Origin of the sequence: Sphingoaurantiacus capsulatus, from assembly GCF_042648405.1 — a bacterium.
Classification (GTDB): domain Bacteria; phylum Pseudomonadota; class Alphaproteobacteria; order Sphingomonadales; family Sphingomonadaceae; genus Sphingoaurantiacus; species Sphingoaurantiacus capsulatus.
In genome coordinates this window covers 853,798-870,366 of sequence record NZ_JBHRXV010000011.1, presented here as the reverse complement: position 1 = coordinate 870,366, position 16,569 = coordinate 853,798, and the positions used below count along the sequence as shown (strand labels likewise).

General features: G+C 69.0%; 19 protein-coding genes and 1 tRNA gene. 15 read left to right on the top strand and 5 right to left on the bottom strand.

The window, feature by feature from the left end:
• The first annotated feature begins 15 nt into the window (after positions 1 to 15).
• From smc to ACFOMD_RS16460, 7 genes are all read left to right on the top strand, one after another.
• Positions 16 to 3,474, top strand: coding sequence for a chromosome segregation protein SMC (gene smc / locus ACFOMD_RS16490; RefSeq protein ID WP_380863351.1), 3,459 nt, complete (start codon positions 16 to 18; stop codon positions 3,472 to 3,474).
• Between the two features lie 117 nt (positions 3,475 to 3,591).
• Positions 3,592 to 3,795 carry a hypothetical protein gene (locus ACFOMD_RS16485; RefSeq protein WP_380863349.1) on the top strand — a complete coding sequence of 68 codons (204 nt, stop codon included), beginning with the start codon at positions 3,592 to 3,594 and terminating at the stop codon, positions 3,793 to 3,795.
• A 212-nt stretch (positions 3,796 to 4,007) separates the two neighbouring features.
• A complete protein-coding gene (locus ACFOMD_RS16480; protein ID WP_380863347.1) occupies positions 4,008 to 4,361 on the top strand; it encodes an AtpZ/AtpI family protein in 354 nt (117 codons plus the stop codon).
• Positions 4,362 to 4,371: 10 nt separating this feature from the next.
• Positions 4,372 to 5,154 carry a F0F1 ATP synthase subunit A gene (locus ACFOMD_RS16475; RefSeq protein WP_380863478.1) on the top strand — a complete coding sequence of 261 codons (783 nt, stop codon included), beginning with the start codon at positions 4,372 to 4,374 and terminating at the stop codon, positions 5,152 to 5,154.
• A gap of 31 nt (positions 5,155 to 5,185) precedes the next feature.
• Positions 5,186 to 5,413, top strand: a complete 228-nt coding sequence (locus tag ACFOMD_RS16470; RefSeq protein WP_380863345.1) for a F0F1 ATP synthase subunit C — start codon at positions 5,186 to 5,188, stop codon at positions 5,411 to 5,413.
• 47 nt (positions 5,414 to 5,460) lie between these two features.
• Complete coding sequence (locus tag ACFOMD_RS16465; RefSeq protein ID WP_380863343.1) at positions 5,461 to 5,946, top strand: F0F1 ATP synthase subunit B family protein; 486 nt, start codon at positions 5,461 to 5,463, stop codon at positions 5,944 to 5,946.
• A gap of 8 nt (positions 5,947 to 5,954) precedes the next feature.
• Positions 5,955 to 6,554: a F0F1 ATP synthase subunit B family protein gene (locus tag ACFOMD_RS16460; protein WP_380863341.1), complete on the top strand. Its 600-nt coding sequence runs from the start codon at positions 5,955 to 5,957 to the stop codon at positions 6,552 to 6,554.
• A 181-nt stretch (positions 6,555 to 6,735) separates the two neighbouring features.
• On the opposite strand, the gene ACFOMD_RS16455 is transcribed toward ACFOMD_RS16460, so the two are convergent.
• On the bottom strand, positions 6,736 to 7,368 hold the full coding sequence (locus ACFOMD_RS16455; RefSeq protein ID WP_380863339.1) for a glutathione S-transferase family protein: 633 nt from the start codon (positions 7,366 to 7,368) through the stop codon (positions 6,736 to 6,738).
• Positions 7,369 to 7,628: 260 nt separating this feature from the next.
• Here ACFOMD_RS16455 and ACFOMD_RS16450 point away from each other — a divergent pair, with 260 nt between their 5' ends.
• From ACFOMD_RS16450 to ACFOMD_RS16435, 4 genes are all read left to right on the top strand, one after another.
• Positions 7,629 to 8,153, top strand: coding sequence for a GNAT family N-acetyltransferase (locus ACFOMD_RS16450; RefSeq protein WP_380863337.1), 525 nt, complete (start codon positions 7,629 to 7,631; stop codon positions 8,151 to 8,153).
• A 77-nt stretch (positions 8,154 to 8,230) separates the two neighbouring features.
• Positions 8,231 to 8,794 (top strand): sigma-70 family RNA polymerase sigma factor, encoded by a 564-nt coding sequence (locus ACFOMD_RS16445; RefSeq protein WP_380863335.1) that lies wholly within the window; start codon positions 8,231 to 8,233, stop codon positions 8,792 to 8,794.
• 5 nt (positions 8,795 to 8,799) lie between these two features.
• Positions 8,800 to 9,273 carry a hypothetical protein gene (locus ACFOMD_RS16440; protein ID WP_380863333.1) on the top strand — a complete coding sequence of 158 codons (474 nt, stop codon included), beginning with the start codon at positions 8,800 to 8,802 and terminating at the stop codon, positions 9,271 to 9,273.
• Entirely contained in the window at positions 9,270 to 9,860 is a 591-nt protein-coding gene (locus ACFOMD_RS16435) for a periplasmic heavy metal sensor (RefSeq protein ID WP_380863331.1), read from the top strand. The genes ACFOMD_RS16440 and ACFOMD_RS16435 overlap by 4 nt, the downstream gene beginning before the upstream one ends.
• Here ACFOMD_RS16435 and ACFOMD_RS16430 read toward each other — a convergent pair.
• On the bottom strand, positions 9,842 to 10,717 hold the full coding sequence (locus tag ACFOMD_RS16430; protein WP_380863329.1) for a D-amino-acid transaminase: 876 nt from the start codon (positions 10,715 to 10,717) through the stop codon (positions 9,842 to 9,844). The two genes, ACFOMD_RS16435 and ACFOMD_RS16430, sit on opposite strands and share 19 nt — an antisense overlap.
• A gap of 141 nt (positions 10,718 to 10,858) precedes the next feature.
• Here ACFOMD_RS16430 and ACFOMD_RS16425 point away from each other — a divergent pair, with 141 nt between their 5' ends.
• From ACFOMD_RS16425 to sugE, 3 genes are all read left to right on the top strand, one after another.
• Positions 10,859 to 12,121 (top strand): class I SAM-dependent methyltransferase, encoded by a 1,263-nt coding sequence (locus ACFOMD_RS16425; protein WP_380863327.1) that lies wholly within the window; start codon positions 10,859 to 10,861, stop codon positions 12,119 to 12,121.
• A gap of 49 nt (positions 12,122 to 12,170) precedes the next feature.
• Positions 12,171 to 12,500 (top strand): hypothetical protein, encoded by a 330-nt coding sequence (locus ACFOMD_RS16420; RefSeq protein WP_380863325.1) that lies wholly within the window; start codon positions 12,171 to 12,173, stop codon positions 12,498 to 12,500.
• Between the two features lie 378 nt (positions 12,501 to 12,878).
• Complete coding sequence (gene sugE, locus ACFOMD_RS16415; protein ID WP_380863323.1) at positions 12,879 to 13,199, top strand: quaternary ammonium compound efflux SMR transporter SugE; 321 nt, start codon at positions 12,879 to 12,881, stop codon at positions 13,197 to 13,199.
• Here the strand turns inward: sugE and ACFOMD_RS16410 are convergent.
• Together ACFOMD_RS16410 and ACFOMD_RS16405 are read right to left on the bottom strand one after the other, a co-directional pair.
• The gene (locus tag ACFOMD_RS16410; RefSeq protein ID WP_380863321.1) at positions 13,196 to 14,104 is read right to left on the bottom strand and encodes a hypothetical protein; all 909 of its coding nucleotides are present in this window, start codon (positions 14,102 to 14,104) and stop codon (positions 13,196 to 13,198) included. The genes sugE and ACFOMD_RS16410 overlap by 4 nt on opposite strands.
• Positions 14,105 to 14,188: 84 nt before the next feature.
• A tRNA-Gly gene (locus tag ACFOMD_RS16405) sits at positions 14,189 to 14,262 on the bottom strand.
• 117 nt (positions 14,263 to 14,379) lie between these two features.
• On the opposite strand from ACFOMD_RS16405, the gene ACFOMD_RS16400 reads away from it, so the two are divergent.
• On the top strand, positions 14,380 to 15,828 hold the full coding sequence (locus tag ACFOMD_RS16400; RefSeq protein WP_380863319.1) for an amidohydrolase family protein: 1,449 nt from the start codon (positions 14,380 to 14,382) through the stop codon (positions 15,826 to 15,828).
• Here ACFOMD_RS16400 and ACFOMD_RS16395 read toward each other — a convergent pair.
• Positions 15,825 to 16,565, bottom strand: a complete 741-nt coding sequence (locus ACFOMD_RS16395) for an NYN domain-containing protein (protein ID WP_380863317.1) — start codon at positions 16,563 to 16,565, stop codon at positions 15,825 to 15,827. The genes ACFOMD_RS16400 and ACFOMD_RS16395 overlap by 4 nt on opposite strands.
• Positions 16,566 to 16,569: the final 4 nt, after the last annotated feature.

Genomic DNA, 16,569 nt, shown 5'->3' with positions numbered 1-16,569 from the left:
AAAATCGGGGCCGCCTTGCGCTTCAAGCGTCTAAGACTCGCCGGCTTCAAGTCGTTCGTCGATCCGACCGAGTTGCGGATCGAGGACGGCCTGACCGGCGTGGTCGGCCCCAACGGCTGCGGCAAGTCCAACCTCCTCGAAGCCATCCGCTGGGTGATGGGCGAATCCTCGCCCAAGTCGCTGCGCGGCGGCGGCATGGAGGATGTGATCTTCGCCGGCACCCAGTCGCGCCCCAGCCGCGACTTCGCCGACGTCACGCTGCAGCTCGACAACGACGACCGCACCGCGCCGGCGCAGTTCAACGACGGCGACCAGATCGAGGTGACGCGCCGCATCGAGCGCGGCCTCGGCTCCGCCTACCGGATCAACGGCAAGGATGTCCGTCAGAAGGACGTGCAGCTGCTGTTCGCCGACGCAGCGACCGGCGCGCACTCGCCGGCGCTGGTCAGCCAGGGCCGCATCGGCGCGATCATTGCCGCGAAGCCGCAGGAGCGGCGCGCAATGCTCGAGGAGGCCGCCGGCATCGCTGGCCTCCATGTCCGCCGCAAGGATGCCGAACAGCGGCTGCGCGCCGCCGAGGCCAATCTCTCGCGGCTCGACGACGTGCTCCAGACGATGGAAGCGCAGGCCAACGCGCTGCGCCGTCAGGCCAAACAGGCAGAACGATACCGCCTGCTGTCCGACCGTATCCGCCGCATCGAAGGGCAGACCCTGTTCGCGCGCTGGCGCGAAGCGGCGCAGGCGGCGGAGGATGCCAAGCGCGCCTCCACCGTGATCGAGGGCAAGGTGACCGAGGCCACCCGCGACGCTGCCCGCCTGTCGGCGGCGCAGGCCGAGGCCGCGGCTGGCTTGCCGGGGCTGCGGCAGGCCGAGGCCGAAGCGGCGGCGGGCTTGCAGGCGCTCAATCAGGCACGCCAGTCGCTCATCGCCAAGTTGCAGCAGGTCGAGCGCCGTCAGCAGGAACTGGCCGCCAGCCGCAACGCCACCGCCCGCGACCTCGATCGTGAGGCGGGACTCGCCGAGGACGCCGGCGCCGCGCTCGAACGGCTCGCCGCCGAGGCCGCTGCGCTCGACACGCGCATCGGCGAAGCGCGCGAGGGACTGGAGATCGCCGCGCAGCGCGTCGCCGCCGCCGAAACCGCCGCGACGCAGGACGAGCGCGAGCTGAACGCGCATATCGAGGCGCAGGCCGAAGCGCAGGCGCTGCACCGCGCCGCCGAATCGGCGCTCGCCGCCGCCGCCGCCCGCCTGCGCCGCGCCCATGACGAGGTCGCCCGCCTCGAACGCGAGCGAGATGCGCTGCGCGCCGACGACGGCGAGGAAGGGGCTCGCGAGGAAGCGGAAGCCGACTTCGCCGAGGCCGAAGCGACCATCGGCTCCGCCACTGCGCGCATCGAAGCCGCCGACGCGGCGCGTATCGAAGCCGAAACCGCCCGCGACGACGCCACCCGCCTGCTCGCCGAAGCCCGCGCCGCGGCCGCGGCGCTGTCCACCGAACGAGATGCGCTCGCCCGCATGCTCGCCACGCCGGCCTCGGGCGGCGGCAAAAGCGCGCTCGACTCGATCCGGGTGAACTCAGGCTATGAGGCGGCGCTCGCCGCCGCGCTCGGCGATGATCTGTCGGCGGGCATTGGTGCTGCGACCACCGGCCGGACCTGGGCCGGCGCCGAAGCGGGGAAGGGCGATCCCGCGCTTCCCGCCAGTGTCACCCCGCTTGCCGCGCAGGTCGATGCGCCGCCCGAACTGGCGCGGCGCCTCGCGCAGGTTGGCGTCGCCGACACCGACGCCGCGCCCGCGCTCGTATCAAAACTCGCCGTCGGCCAGCGGCTGGTCAGCCGCGACGGCCGCCTGTGGCGCTGGGACGGCTTCGTCGCGCACGGCGGGCAGTCGGCGGCGGCTGCCGAGCGGCTGGTCCAGCGCAATCGTCTCGCCGAGATCGAGGCGCAGCTGCCGCCGGCACAGGCGCGTGTCGGCGAATCGCAGAACAAGCTCGACGACGCCCGCGCCCGTTTCGACGCCGCGCAGGCCGACGAACGCGCGGGCCGCGAGGCGCGCACGCAGGCCGAGCGCCGCCGCGAGGCCGCCCGGTCGCGGCTGGCGCAGCTCGCCGCCGCCCTCGAACGCCGCAACAGCCGCCTCGAATCGCTGGAGCACGGCCTCGCGCGCGCCAGCGAGGAATTGGCTGCTGCCGAGGCCGGCGTTGCCGAGGGCGAGGCCAATCGCGACAAGCTGCCCGATGTCACCGCGCTCGGCGCCGTCACCGCCGAGGCTCGGCGCGCCGTCGATACCAGCCGTGCCACACTGGCGTCGGCCCGCGCCGACCATGCCGGCCTGTCGCGCGGTCTCGAAGGCGACGTCGCGCGGCTCGGTTCGGTCGGCAGCGAGCGCGCCGGCTGGGAGCGCCGCCTCGCCGGCAGCGCCACCCAACGCGCCGAACTCGATGCCCGTCAGGGCGCCATCGCCGAGGAATTGGCCGGGCTCGCCGAGCGTCCGGCGCAGATCGCCGAACGGCAGGCGCGCCTCGCCGATGACATCCACGCCGCCGAAGCCGGCCGCCGCGCCGCCGCCGACGCGCTGGCCGCCGCCGAGACCGGCTTGCGCGGTGTCGAGGCCGAGCTGCGCACCGCCAGCGAGCGGCAGGCGCAGGCCCGCGAGGAGCGCGCGCGCCTTGCGACGCTCGCCGAGCAGCATGAGCTGCGCCGCATCGAGGTCGCGCGGCTGGCCGGCGAGCGCTTCCAATGCCCGCCGCCGCTGCTTCCCGGCCAATTGGGTTTCGACGAGGAAGACGTCCCCGCTGCAGAGGCGCTGACCGTCGAGATGGAACGGCTGACGCTCGACCGCGAACGCATCGGCCCGGTCAACCTCCGCGCCGAAACCGAGCTCGCCGAGCTCGACGAGACGCGCACCAGCTCCGAAAGCGAGCGGGCCGAGCTCGAAACCGCCATCGCCCGCCTGCGCGGCAGCATCGGCAGCCTCAACCGCGAAGGGCGGGTGCGGCTGCTTGCGGCGTTCGAGGCGGTGAACACCCATTTCCGCGAGCTGTTCACCACCTTGTTCAACGGCGGCGCCGCGCATCTCGAGCTGATCGAATCGGACGACCCGCTGGAGGCGGGGCTGGAGATCATGGCGCAGCCGCCGGGCAAGAAATTGCAGTCGCTGACCCTGCTGTCGGGCGGCGAACAGGCGCTGACCGCCGTCGCGCTCATCTTCGGCGTGTTTCTCACCAACCCGGCGCCGATCTGCGTGCTCGACGAGGTCGACGCGCCGCTCGACGACGCCAATGTCGAGCGCTTCTGCGACCTGCTCGACCGCATGACCGAGCTGACCGACACGCGCTTCCTCATCGTCACCCACAATGCGGTGACCATGAGCCGCATGCACCGGCTGTTCGGCGTGACCATGGCCGAGCGCGGCGTCAGCCAGCTCGTCTCCGTCGATCTGGAGCGCGCCGGAATGCTGCTCGCCGCCGAGTGAGGCGAAGCGGTCTGAAGATGAGACTATCCCGTTGAGTCGGGGTACTTTCGCGGAACGTCGTCCCGCTTTGCGGGTTGAACTTCTGGCGGTGGGCCAATTGAAACCCAGGAGCGAACAATGGCTGACAATCAGCGCCAGGACGAACAGCGTCGCGATCCGAATTTCAAGGCCGGCAACGAGCAGCGCCCGAACGAGCGCCGCGACGACCAGCAGCAACAGCAGCAGGACGGCGGCCAGAATTTCGAGGCCGGCAATTCGGAGCGCCGCGACGAGAATCAGAAGCGCGGTGACGAACACCGCCGCGACAATCAGCAGCGCTGATCGTCGTTGAATCGATGGGAGAAGGGCCGGCCCGCGCCGGCCCTTTTCTTGTGCGCGAGGCGGGAGGATCCGCGATCTCCCGCCGGCGGACGCGAAACGCGGCGCCAGCCTACAGGCGCAATGCTGCAGCGCGGTGTCGCTATGGTTGACTTGCCAGGGGGGCTTTCCTAAAGAACGCGCGCTTTCGGGGTGGCGGTGCAAGGAGCCTTTGCTTGGGCACGGTCAATGGTCAGCAGGATCCGAACAGCGACGCGGACGACAGCGCCCGTCTCGACCGGCTCGACGAGCGGTTGAAGGCGGCGCAGGCCGGCCAGGCGGCGCGTGAGGGGAAGGTGCGGGATCCTTCGGCGGCTGAGGGCTATGGCCTCGGCAACCAGGTGATCGCCCTGCTGATCGGCGGCATTGCCGGCGGCGCGTTGATCGGCTGGCTGATCGACCGCTGGTTCGGCACCAGTCCCGCAGGTCTGTTGGTGGTGATGTTCCTCGGAATCGCAGCCGCCTTCAGGAGCATCATTCGGCTTTCGACCAAGCGTCCGGACAATAATCCGGACGCCGGTGGCGCATAGGACAGAGCAGATCGTGGCGACCGAAGGCAAAATCGACCCGATGCACCAGTTCATGATCGAGCCGATCGCTCGACTGGACGTGGCCGGCTACGACATTTCGTTCACCAATTCGTCGCTGTGGATGCTGATCGTCCTCGGCACGCTGTGGATCTTCATGCTCGGCGGAATGCGCGGCGCGGTGGTGCCGGGCCGCTGGCAGGTCGCTGTCGAAGGCGTCTATAATTTCATCGCATCGATGATCAGCCAGAACATCGGGCCGGAGGGGAAGAAGTTCGTCCCCCTGATCTTCTCGCTGTTCATGTTCATCCTCGTCGCGAACCTCGTCGGCATGCTGCCCTTCGGCATCGTCCCCGGCGTGCATCCCTTCACCGTCACCAGCCACCTGACCGTCACCGGCATCCTCGCGATCCTGTCGTTCGGCACCGTGCTGATCGTCGGCTTCGCCCGTCACGGCTTCCACTTCTTCTCGCTCTTCGTGCCGCAGGGCGCGCCGTGGTGGATGATGCCGATCATCGTGCCGGTCGAGTTCGTGTCGTTCCTCGTCCGCCCGTTCAGCCTCGCGCTGCGACTGTTCGTGGCGATGACCGCGGGCCACATCCTGCTGAAGGTGCTGGCCGGCTTCATCATCAAGGCCGCCGCCGCCGGCGTCGGCGCGGGTGTCCTGATCGGCGGCGCGACCTTCGCGCTGATGCTCGGCATCACCGCGCTCGAGCTGCTGGTGTGCGCCATCCAGGCTTATGTGTTCGCGCTTCTGACGTCGCTCTACCTGAACGACGCAGTCAATCTTCACTAACCGAAATCAGATACCCAAAAGGAGTTCTTCCATGGACGCAGCAACTGCAAAGCTCATCGGTGCCGGTCTCGCCGCGATTGGCGTCGGCCTCGCCGCCCTCGGCGTTGGTAACGTCTTCGGCTCGTTCCTTGAGAGCGCGCTGCGCAACCCGGCCGCTGCCGACAGCCAGCAGGGCCGTCTGTTCATCGGCTTCGCCGCTGCCGAGCTTCTCGGCCTGCTGGCGTTCGTCGTGGCGATGATCATCCTCTTCGTCTTCTGATCGAAGGCTGGGGCGCCCCGGCGCCCCGGCCCCTAATTGGACGATCCATGCCTCAGCTCGCACAGATCGCGGCCACCTATGCCAGTCAGGCATTCTGGTTGCTCATCGTCTTCGGCCTCATCTACTTCGTCATTGCGCGGGGTGCGGTGAAGCACGTCGGGGCGACCATTGACGCGCGCAGCGCCAAGATCGCCGGCGATCTCGCGGCGGCGCAGGCGGCCCGCGACGCGGCCACCACCGACGAGTCGACCTATGCCGCGCGGGTCGCGGCGGCGCGTGACCAGGCCGTGAAGGCCGTCGCGGGCGCCAAGGCCGACGTGTCGGCGGAGGTGGCGAAGCTGGTCGCGGCGGCCGATGCCGAACTCGACGCCAAGATGAACGCCGTCACGGCGGACATCGACGCGAAGGTCGCGGCGGCGATGAAGGACGTGCGCGGTCAGGCGACCGCGGCTGCGGCCGAGATCGTCGAGCGTCTGACCGGCAAGGCCGCCGACCCGGCGACCGTGGCGGCTGCCGTCGACAAGGCAGCCTGAGGAAGAACATGAGCATGTCCGCACAAGCTGCCGGTCGCGGCCCCGCCCAGGATGCAGCGCTGCCGGCCACCACGCCGGCCGATGCCGCCACCGTGACGGCGCAGGAAGAAGTGCCGGTCGGCGCCGACCGGGCGCTCGGTTTCGATGCGACCGGCTGGGTGGCGATCGCCATGCTGGTGGTCATCATCATCATGCTCTGGAAGCGCGTGCCCGCCGTCATCGGCAAGGCGCTCGATGGCCAGATCGCGACGATCCGCGCCTCGCTCGACGAAGCCGCCTCGCTGCGTGCCGAAGCCGAGGCGCTGAAGGCGAAGATGGCGGCGCAGCTCGCCAGCGCCGAAGCCGAGAGCAAGGCGATCCTCGCCGCCGCGAAGACCGAGGCCGACGGCCTCGTCGCCAAGGCGAAGGCCGACGCCACCGCGCTCATCGCCCGCCGCCGCACCTCGGCGGACGCGAAGATCGGCGCCGCTGAGCGCACCGCCATCGCCAAGGTGCGCGGCGTGATCATCGATGCGGCGACCGGCGCTGCCGCGACCGTGATCGCCGAGCAGTCGGACGCGAAGACGAAGAAGAAGCTGACGGATCAGGCGATCGCCGACCTCCACTAAGGTCGCGGTATCCGCCCAACCGAACGGCCCGGCCTCACCGCCGGGCCGTTTGCTTTTTGGGGGAAGCCTCTCCCCATCAACACCCACCATCCGTCATACCGGCGAAAGCCGGTATCCAGTCGACGGCCGGTCTGGATACCGGCTTTCGCCGGTATGACGGTGTGAGGAGCGGGGAAGGGCCCTAAGCCCGCGCGCTCGGCCGGCCCGCCACCTCGCCATACCAGCGCTGCACATTCGCGTGGCTCTCCGGTACCCGCAGCTGCACCCACTTGGCGAAATCGACCGACACCATCCCGGTGATGTCCGCTACCGTGAAGCGATCGCCCGCTAAGAACCTGCTCTCCGAAAGCCGCGCCTCCAGCGCATCGAAGAAGCGCCCGGTCATCACCCGCCCGCGCTCCGCCAGATCGGCGTTCTGCCCGAACGCCGGGCTGGTCCCCGGCATCGTGCGGTTGGCGAAGGGGGCGGCGGTATTGCGGAACGCCGCGGCGATGTTGAACAGCCCCTCGAACTCGCAGCGCCGCTGCCATTGCTCGACCCGCGCCACCTCCAGCGGCTTGAGGCCGAACAGGTTCGGCTCGGGGTGCAGCGCTTCGATATAGCGGCAGATGGCGATCGACTCGTCGATGCGCGTGCCGTCGTCGAGCACCAGCGTCGGCACCAGCCCGCGCGGGTTCACCGCCAGATAATCATCGGCGAGGTTGGCGCCACCGGGAATGTCGACCTCGACGCGTTCGACCTCGATACCCTTCTCGGCGAGGAAGATACGCACCCGGCGCGGGTTGGGCGCCTTCACCATGTCGTAGAGTTTCATCTGCCGCTCCTTGTCGCGGGGCCGGTTACACCTACATGCAACATCAGCATGTCATGCTTGGCTGGCTCGGGCTTTCGATAGCTTTTGCACGAGGGGCAACTGCATGATAAACGCGGCGCTCTTTTCGGAAACGGGGTTTCCCTTGATGTTCGACGTTCGGATTTCGCGACGAGGCTGACCGCCGCGCAGGCACGCGCGGCGGGGGGCGGTTGACGGCCGTCCAGCCTGTCGGAACTTCAGAACGAACGGACCCATCGAGGATGCATCTTCACCCCGCCGGCGCTGCGGATAGCGCCGACATCGATCTCCTGCTGGACGCGGCCTTCGAACCGGGCCGGCATTTGCGCACCGCCTACAAGCTGCGGCAGGGCGTGACGCCTTATGCCGACCTCAGCCTGATCGGGCGTGAGCGCGGCCGCCTCGTCGGCTCGATCCAATATTGGCCCTGCGAGCTGTGGGACGGCGAGCGCGCGCATGCGCTGACCTTGCTCGGCCCCGTCGCCGTCGCGCCCGATCTTCAGGGCACCGGTCTCGGCAAGCAGTTGATGACGGAATCGCTCGCGCAGGCCGATGCGGCCGGCCACGGCGTGATCATCCTGATCGGCGATCCCGAATATTATGGCCGCTTCGGTTTCGAAGCCGCGCCGACCGCTGCTTGGGCGGTACCCGGCCCGGTCGAACGGCGTCGCCTGCTCGCCCGGCTCGCGCCCGGCGTGACGCTGCCGGTAGCAGGCGAACTGCGCTCGCTGACGAGCGCCCCGGTGAGGGTTCGCCACGCCGCCTAGCGTCGGCGTCAGGCCATTTAACATCGTCGTCACATCGCGCGGGGGATTGCGCTCGCCCCCCGCGTAAACCTCGGCATATGCTGAAGGCGATGGAAGCTCCCGAACTGCCCGACGACGCGCTGATGGCGCGGATCGCTCATGGCGACCGGACGGCGTTCCGTCTCCTGACCAGCCGGCTCTACGGCCCCTCGATTCGCCTCGCGGCGAAGGTTCTCGGCGATCGCGCCGAGGGCGAGGACGCCGTGCAGGCCGCGCTGGTCAAGCTGTGGCAGAGCGCGTCGCGGTTCGATCCGAAGCGCGGCTCGGTCGAGGGCTGGTTCCGCCGCGTGGTGGTCAACGCCTGCATCGACCGGCGCCGTTCGATCAAGGCGGTGGCGCCGATCGAGGCGGCGGCCGACGCGGCGTCGCCCGACGCGACGCCCTACGAGGCGGCGGAGGCGAACGATCGCGCGGCGCGGCTGCACGCGGCGATGGCGCGGCTCAATCCGCGCCAACGGGCCGCCATCGCGCTCTTCCATCTGGAAGGCGCGACGATGGCGGAGATTGCCGAGGCGCTGGAGACGACGCCGAAGGCTGTTGAAGGATTGCTCGCGCGGGCCCGAACGGAGCTCGCGGGAATGCTGGCCGGGACAAAGGAGTAATTGTGATGGACCGGAACAGGGCACAGGAGATCATCGCCGCCTATGGCGCGGATGCCGGCCGCTGGCCGCCCGCCGAGCGCGACGCCGCGCTGGCGCTGATTGCCGAAGACAAGGCGCTTCGCGCCGAACAGGACGTCGCGGCGTCGCTCGACCGGGAACTCGCCGTCTGGGCGATGGCGACGGTTCACACGGGCGATGTCGCGGCGACCGCCGCGGCCGATGCCGCGCTGGCCGCTATTCCGCAGCCGCGCCGCTGGCTGCCCACCGCCATTCTCGGCGGATCGATTGCCGCGTCGCTGTTCGCGGCGGTGATGATCCTGCCAGCGCCGGGGAGCGATCCCGCCCCCGACGCCGCCACCCAGATCGCCCAGTCGTCGGTGCCCGCCGCCGCGCCCATCCAGCTCGCCCAGGTCGAGCAGGACGTGGCGCTGTACGGCACCGTGTTCACCCTGACTCCCGAAGAGGAATCGCTGATATGATCCGTTCCACCCTGAAGGTGGCCGCCGCGACGCTTGTGCTTGTCGTCGCCGCCCCGCTGTTCGCGCAGACCCCGCCGCCGGCGCCCGGCGCGCCGACCAAGGAAATGCAGATTCGCCGCCTTTCGCCCGGCATGCAGTTCCACGGCGACCGTTTCGAGGGCATGTCGCCAGAGGGCCGCGCCATCCTGCGCGAGGCGATGAAGCCGCAGGTGACGCCGCAGGACCGCGAGGCGGTGAAGGCCGCGCGCAAGAAGGTGCTGGGGCTGATCGCAGCCGACCGGCTCGACGTTTCGGCGGTGCGCAGCGCACAAGCCGCCGAGCGCGACCTGGTGGTGAAGCAGCATGAGCGGCAGCAGGCCGCGATGCTTGCCGCCTATCAGAAGCTGTCCGCCGCCGACCGCAAGGCGTTTGCCGGCGGCATGCGCGACCGTGAGGAGCGCATGCTCGACAGCCTGAAGAAGTCGCGCGAACGCATGGAAGAAATGGAAAAGCGCATCCGCGAGCGCATGAAGGAGCGCGAGACCGGGTCGGTCGTGCTCGACGACTTCCTGCCGATGCAGCCGATCGCCTACACGGCCGGCCGGTAACCGGTCTGACGGGCGATCTCGTCCCAGACGAGGGCGCCCAGCCGGCGGCTGACCGGCCCTGGTGTGCCTGAGCCGACCGGCGTGCCGTCGATCGACGACACCCCGATGCACAATGCGGTGGTGGAGGTGACGAACACCTCCGCCGCCGCGTTCATTTCTGCGACGTCGAACGCGCGCTCGACCACCTTCAGGCCGTCGGCCTTCGCCAATCGCATCAGCGTATCGCGCACGATGCCCGACAGGATCTTGCGGCCGGCGGGGTGCGTGACGATCATGCCGTTGCGGTCGACGATCCAGATATTGGTCGAGGCGCCTTCGGTAACGGTGCCGTCGTCCTCGACCAGCACCGCCTCGAACGCGCCGGCCTGCCGTGCCGCCTGCTTGGCCAGCACATTGGCGAGGAGGGCCACCGACTTGATATCGCAGCGGCCCCAGCGCTCATCGGGCTGCGTCAGCAGTTTGACGCCGTTTAGCTGCTGCTTCACCCGCGGCGCATAATCATAGCCGCGCGCGGTCATCACCAGGGTCGGCGTCGAGACGGCGGGGAAGGGGTGGTCGCGCCGCGCCTGGCCGCGCGTCACCTGAATATACAGGAGGGCCGTGCCGCCGCCGTTCTTCGCCAGCAGCTTGCGGCCGACCAGCTCCAGCGCTTTTGCTGACATCGGCTCGTCGATCGACAGCTCGGCGAGGTTGCGGCGCAGCCGCGCGGCGTGGCCCTCGAAGTCGAACAGCTTGCCGTCGAACGCGGCGGCCACCTCGTAGACGCCGTCGGCGAACTGGAAGCCGCGATCCTCGATCGACACCGCCGCTTCGGACAGCGGCACATAGGCCCCGTCGACATAGGCGATGCGCGGCATGAATCATCTCCCCGAAAAAGCGACGCCCGCCAGATAAAGGCTTCGTCGCGCGTGGGAAAGTCGTGATCGCCTGCACCAAACGCGCGCTTGGAAGCGTAACTGCACAGGCATATTATTGAGGACGGGGGAGGATTGGGGCGAATGGAAGCTTCGGGCATCGATCGCGGCAAGCATCTGGTTCGCGCCGACGGGCGATTCCTGCTCGGCGGCGGCCTGCTGGCGCGGCTGCTCGCCCCCGGTTTCGAACGCGGGCTCGACCGCATCGACAAGGGCCTCGCCGCCGGTACGATGGACGCCACGCTTCCCGACGGCCGCACCCGCCGCCTCGGCGGTCGCGCGCCCGGCCCGCATGCCGAAATCACCCTGCGCAACTGGATGCCGCTGATCCGCGTCATCACCGGCGGCTCGGCCGGCTTCGCGCGCAGCTATTTCGACGGCGACTGGGACAGCGCGGACCCGACGCAGATCACCTGGCTGTTCATGCTCAACCGCCATGCGCTCGGCGCCACCGACCGCGGCCACCCGCTGCTGCGCTGGCTCAACAAGCGGCTGCGCGGGCTGCAGGAGAACACGCGGGAGGGCAGCCGTCGCAACATCTCCTTCCACTATGATCTCGGCAATGATTTCTACGCCGCCTGGCTCGACGAGACGATGACCTACTCGTCGGCCGTCTATGCCGAGGGCGACGATCTGGCGGCGGCGCAGCGGCGCAAGGTGCGGGTGCTGCTCGACCGGCTGGACTTGAAACCCGGCGACCATCTCCTCGAGATCGGCTGCGGCTGGGGTAGCCTCGCCGAGATCGCCGCGGCCGAATATGGCGCGCGCGTCACCGGCCTGACGCTCAGCGCCGAACAGCTCGCCTATGCCGAGGCGCGCATCGCCAAGGCCGGGCTCAGCGACAAGGTCGACTTCCAGCTCTGCGACTATCGCGACGTGAAGGGCCAGTTCGATCACGTCGCCTCGGTCGAAATGTTCGAGGCGGTCGGGGAGCGCTACTGGCGCCCGTACATGGACACCGTCCGCCGCGTCCTGAAGCCCGGCGGCCGCGCCGCGCTGCAGGTCATCACCATCGACGAGGATATCTTCGAGGACTATCGCCTCGGCTCCGATTTCATCCAGACCTACATTTTCCCCGGCGGCATGCTGCCGAGCGAACCGCGGCTGCGCGCCGCCGCGGAAGCCGCCGGCCTGCGCTGGGACGGCGCCGACGCCTATGGCCAGGACTATGCGCGCACGCTTCACGAATGGCGCGACCGCTATGACGCCGCCCGCACCGAAGGGCGTCTGCCGCCCGGCTTCGACGCGCGTTTCGACAAGATCTGGCGCTTCTACCTGATGTATTGCGAGGGCGGCTTCCGCTCGGGCGGCATCGACGTCGTGCAGGTGACCCTGACGCACCCCTGAACCGAACGCGCCTCATCGCGTTGACCTCCCAAAGCAAATGGAGGTCCCGATGCGTCATCTCATCCTGCTGAGCGCCGCCGCGCTGCTCGCCGCCTGCGACGGCACCGCCGAAAACGCCGGCGAAGTAACGGACGCCAAGAATGGCGAGGCGGCCGTTGTCGGCCAGGGGCCCGCCGAGCGCATGGGCGCCCGGCTCGACGCCGCCCGCGAATCCGCCGAGGCTGCCGTCGAAGCCAAGGCCGACGCGCTGCGCGACAAGGCCGACCTCGACGCCGAAAAGCTGGAAGCGCAGGCCGACCGCTTCGAGGAGCGCGCCAAGCAGGTCCGCGACGAGGCGAAGGAAGCGGCAAAGCAGCTCGAGGAAAGCGTCGAACGCTAAGGCTTGAACACCTCGCGCGCCCGACCTAGATCGGCGGCGCGAGGCCACGTCCTCCCCCAGTCATGGGTACAGGTCCGGGACGGCCCGGCAGCTAGAGGGTCTGAACTCACCAAGAATGGCGTTCGGGACGGCGTCAGGAAGGCCATGGCAAGTAAGGTCGCGCAGACCAGCTAGCTAAAGCTAGCTGGTCTGCGGCTGGCGCGTGGCCATGGCCTTCCTCACGCCGCGCGAAGCGTGGTAGCGAGAGGCTGACTGGCGTCGTCGACGCCGCTTGCCGGGGGCCTTTAGGCCCGCCTGCGCGACCTCTCCTCGCCAGTCAGCCTCTCGCCATCCCGAATGCCATTCTTGGTGAGTTCAGACCCTCAACAGGAGGCTGCTATGGCGTGGATATCGCTCGTTATCGCCGGCTTGCTCGAAATTCTCTGGGCCTTTTCGATGAAGCAGTCGGAAGGCTTTACCCGGCTTTGGCCGTCGGTCATCACCCTGTCGGCGATGGGTGTCAGCTTCGCGCTGCTCGCCTGGTCGATGCGTAGCTTGCCGCTCGGCACCGCCTATACGGTATGGACCGGCATCGGGGCCGTCGGCGCATTCATCGTCGGCATCTTGGTGCTCGGTGAATCCGCCAACCCGCTGCGCATCGCGGCCGCGCTGATGATCGTCGGCGGGCTGGTGCTGATGAAGCTGTCCAGCCCCGCCTAGAAGGTCGTCGTTTGCGCCTGCAGCGCGCGCACCAGCCGCGTGCGCTGCTGGCGCGCCTTGCGGTCGAGCGGCAGCGCATAGAGTTCGCGCAGGAACGCCTCGTCGAGCTTGGTCAGCCCGCGCGGCGGCGCGTCACCGAACAGCCCGAGGATCGATCCGTCGAGCGGTTCATCGAGCGCCTGGATTTCCGCGAGCGCCACATAGGCGGCGTGCGCGGCGACCGCGTCGAGCGTCGCGCCGGTCGCCCGGTTGGTGTCGACCACCACCGTCGCGCTCACCAGCGTGCGGTTAATCTGCGTGCTGACATGGCTGGAGCTGTACTGCGTCATCATGCTGCTCTCGCCATTGTTCGGCAGCGCCTGCCCGGCCGCCTGGCCGTCGGCGGCGACGAAGGACGGGTCCATGCCGAACATGCGCTTGCCGTCGCGGCTGCGCAGCTCGGTCAGATACCACCAGCGGATCGGCGCCTCGCCGTTTATCAGCGCCGCGCGTCGCGCATAGGGCACTTCGCCCAGGCGGCGGCCGTCGCGAACGGCAATGTTCTTGGTGAAGGCGCGCCCGTCGCCGACGAAATTGATCGTGACGTTCGCCGCGCAACCCTTGGCCGCGAGCGGCGCGCCGACCGACCCGGCGATGCTGCGGAAACGGGCCTCGACGACGGCGGCATGCTCCGCCGACAGGCCGATGATGCGCGGACAGACCTTGTCGACCCAGCGCGCCACCGCCTCCTTGCCGGCGACGATGCCGGTGGCGTGGACATAAGCGATGGCCCGCTCGCGCGCCTGCGCCGGCGTCAGCCGCTGGCCTTTGACGGTGATCTCCTCGTCACCCGGCGCCGTCTGCGCCGCGCCGAGCAGCAGCAGTGCGCCAAAAGCTGCGGCGGCCGAAAGGAAGCGCTTCGCCATCATCCGTCTCCCAACCCGGCAAGGATGCTCTCACGGAAGCGAAAGGCCGTCAAACGGCTGATTTGCGATGAATTTTCAGGGGAGTGGAGCGGGTGAAGGGAATCGAACCCTCGTCGTAAGCTTGGGAAGCTTCTGCTCTACCATTGAGCTACACCCGCCCGCGGCTCGCCGAATCCGGCACCGCCCCGATAGGCCCTCATAACGTGGCCTCAGCGGAGCGTCGAGCCTTGCGAACCACGCATTTCGGCCTATTCGACGGCGAACGGAGGTTGCCCATGTTCATTCGGCTCTGCACCGCGCTGCTCGCGCTTATCGTTGCGACGGCAGCCACCGCCGCGCCGCAGACGGCGGATGTCATCATCCGCCACGCGACGATCGTTGACGTGGCGAAAGGTCGTACCGAACCCGGGCGCGCCATCGTCATTCGTGGCGACGATATCGTCGCGGTCGGCGCCGATGCCGCCATCGCGCGGCGCTGGACCGCGAAGCGCACTGTTGACGCCGCCAACCGCTTCGTGATGCCCGGCCTCTGGGACATGCACGTCCACTTCGGCGGCGGGCGGGAACTGATCGCCGAGAACCGCGCGCTGCTGCCGCTCTACCTCGCCTACGGCATCACCACGGTGCGCGATTGTGCCGGCGATCTCGCACAGGAGGTGCTGGCCTGGCGCGACGAGATCGCGCGCGGCGACCTGCTCGGCCCGACCCTGCTTACCTCTGGGCCGAAGCTCGAAGGGCTGAAGCCGATGTGGAAGGGCACCATCGAGGTCGGCTCCGAAGCCGATACCGACAAGGCGCTGGCACAGCTGAAGGCCGCGCGCGCCGACTTCGTGAAGATCACCGACAGCACGCTCGACCCGAGGCTGTTCCTCTACGCCGTCAACCGCGCCAAGGCGCTCGGCCTTAACAGCTCGGGCCATATCCCGCTGGCGATCACCGTCGATCAGGCGGTCGCTGCCGGGCTCAGTTCGATTGAGCATCTCGAATATGCCTATCGCGCCGGCGCCGCCGACGAGCCCGCCGCCGCCGCCGACTTCGCCGCCGGCCGCATCGACCGCGCCGAGGCCAACCGGCGCATCGACGCCTCGTTCGACAAGGCCACCGCTATCGCTGCCTATCGCCGCTACGCCAAACAGGGCCTCGCGGTGACGCCGACGCTCAACGGCAGCCGCATCATCGCCTGGCTCGACAGCGAGGATCATTCGAAGGACCCGTTCCTCGCCTATATCGGCCCCGGCCTGCGCAAGACCTATGAATGGCGCATCCAGCGCGCCGCGCAGGCCGATGCCGCCGCCATCGCCGACCGCCACGCCCGCTTCGACCGCATCGCCGCGGTGCTGCCGATGCTGCAGGCGGCGGGCGTGCCGATCATGGCCGGCACCGACGCCGGCTTCCTCAACTCGTTCAACTATCCGGGGCAGGGGCTGCACGACGAGCTGGCGCTGTTCGTCCGCCTCGGCCTGACGCCGGCGCAGGCGCTCGATTCCGCGACGCGCACCGGCCCGGCCTGGTTCGGCAAGGATGCGCGCTACGGCGCCATCGCCAAGGGCAAGGCCGCCGACATCCTGCTCCTCGACCGCAACCCGCTTCAGGACATCGCTGCGACGCGCAGCGTCCACGCCGTGCTGAAGGAAGGCCGCGTCTACGAGCGCGCGGCGCTCGACACGATGCTCAGCGAGGCGAAGGCGAAAGTCGCCGCCTGGGACGCGACCGCGAAGCCCTAGCGCAGCCGCTTAACATACATCCGCCCGCCCTCGCGCCGCTCGGTCGCGAAGTTGGGGATCGATTCGATCAGGTCGGACAGCCGCTGGAAGCCATAGCTGCGCGCATCGAACGATGACCGGTTGCCCGCGCGCTGGCCGACCTCGGACAGGCTGGCAAAGCCCTTCTCGTCGCGCTTCGACGCGGAGAGTGCTTCGGCGAGCAGCTTGATCACCTCGGCATCGACGGCAGGCTTGGTGCCGGGGGCGGGCGGCACGGCCTCGACCGGTGCGGGCGTGACCTCGGGTGCCGACTGCAACGCCTCCACGTCGATGAACCGCGTGCAGGCCTGGCGGAACGATTGCGGCGTCCTTGCCGTGCCGAAGCCGTAGACCGGCACCCCGTCCTGCCGCAGCCGCATGGCGAGCGGCGCGAAATCGCTGTCCGACGACATGATGCCGAACCCCGCCACACGCCCGCCGAACAGCAGGTCCATCGCGTCGATCGTCATTTTCATGTCGGTGGCGTTCTTGCCCTTGGTGACGTCGAATTGTTGGTGCGGCTCCAGCGCGTATTGGTGGGTCAGCGCCGACCAGCCGCGCAGCGACGCCTTGTTCCAGTTGCCGTAGACGCGGCGGATGTTGACGGTGCCGAGCTCGGCAAGGACGGTCAGCACATTGTCGAGCGTCGCGGGCGAGGCGTTATCGGCATCGACGAGCAGCGCGATGTTCGCGGGGCGGGCCGGCTCGATGGCGGTCATGCAA

What these genes read in the sequence shown, in the direction of transcription:
- ACFOMD_RS16455 (WP_380863339.1), bottom strand. Translation starts at nt 7,368, where the DNA reads ATGAAACTCTACGACATGGTGAAGGCGCCCAACCCGCGCCGGGTGCGT.
- ACFOMD_RS16470 (WP_380863345.1), top strand. Translation starts at nt 5,186, where the DNA reads ATGGACGCAGCAACTGCAAAGCTCATCGGTGCCGGTCTCGCCGCGATT.
- ACFOMD_RS16460 (WP_380863341.1), top strand. Translation starts at nt 5,955, where the DNA reads ATGAGCATGTCCGCACAAGCTGCCGGTCGCGGCCCCGCCCAGGATGCA.
- ACFOMD_RS16485 (WP_380863349.1), top strand. Translation starts at nt 3,592, where the DNA reads ATGGCTGACAATCAGCGCCAGGACGAACAGCGTCGCGATCCGAATTTC.
- ACFOMD_RS16425 (WP_380863327.1), top strand. Translation starts at nt 10,859, where the DNA reads ATGGAAGCTTCGGGCATCGATCGCGGCAAGCATCTGGTTCGCGCCGAC.
- ACFOMD_RS16395 (WP_380863317.1), bottom strand. Translation starts at nt 16,565, where the DNA reads ATGACCGCCATCGAGCCGGCCCGCCCCGCGAACATCGCGCTGCTCGTC.
- ACFOMD_RS16440 (WP_380863333.1), top strand. Translation starts at nt 8,800, where the DNA reads ATGGACCGGAACAGGGCACAGGAGATCATCGCCGCCTATGGCGCGGAT.
- ACFOMD_RS16430 (WP_380863329.1), bottom strand. Translation starts at nt 10,717, where the DNA reads ATGCCGCGCATCGCCTATGTCGACGGGGCCTATGTGCCGCTGTCCGAA.
- ACFOMD_RS16450 (WP_380863337.1), top strand. Translation starts at nt 7,629, where the DNA reads ATGCATCTTCACCCCGCCGGCGCTGCGGATAGCGCCGACATCGATCTC.
- ACFOMD_RS16410 (WP_380863321.1), bottom strand. Translation starts at nt 14,104, where the DNA reads ATGGCGAAGCGCTTCCTTTCGGCCGCCGCAGCTTTTGGCGCACTGCTG.
- sugE (WP_380863323.1), top strand. Translation starts at nt 12,879, where the DNA reads ATGGCGTGGATATCGCTCGTTATCGCCGGCTTGCTCGAAATTCTCTGG.
- ACFOMD_RS16465 (WP_380863343.1), top strand. Translation starts at nt 5,461, where the DNA reads ATGCCTCAGCTCGCACAGATCGCGGCCACCTATGCCAGTCAGGCATTC.
- ACFOMD_RS16420 (WP_380863325.1), top strand. Translation starts at nt 12,171, where the DNA reads ATGCGTCATCTCATCCTGCTGAGCGCCGCCGCGCTGCTCGCCGCCTGC.
- ACFOMD_RS16435 (WP_380863331.1), top strand. Translation starts at nt 9,270, where the DNA reads ATGATCCGTTCCACCCTGAAGGTGGCCGCCGCGACGCTTGTGCTTGTC.
- ACFOMD_RS16445 (WP_380863335.1), top strand. Translation starts at nt 8,231, where the DNA reads ATGCTGAAGGCGATGGAAGCTCCCGAACTGCCCGACGACGCGCTGATG.
- ACFOMD_RS16400 (WP_380863319.1), top strand. Translation starts at nt 14,380, where the DNA reads ATGTTCATTCGGCTCTGCACCGCGCTGCTCGCGCTTATCGTTGCGACG.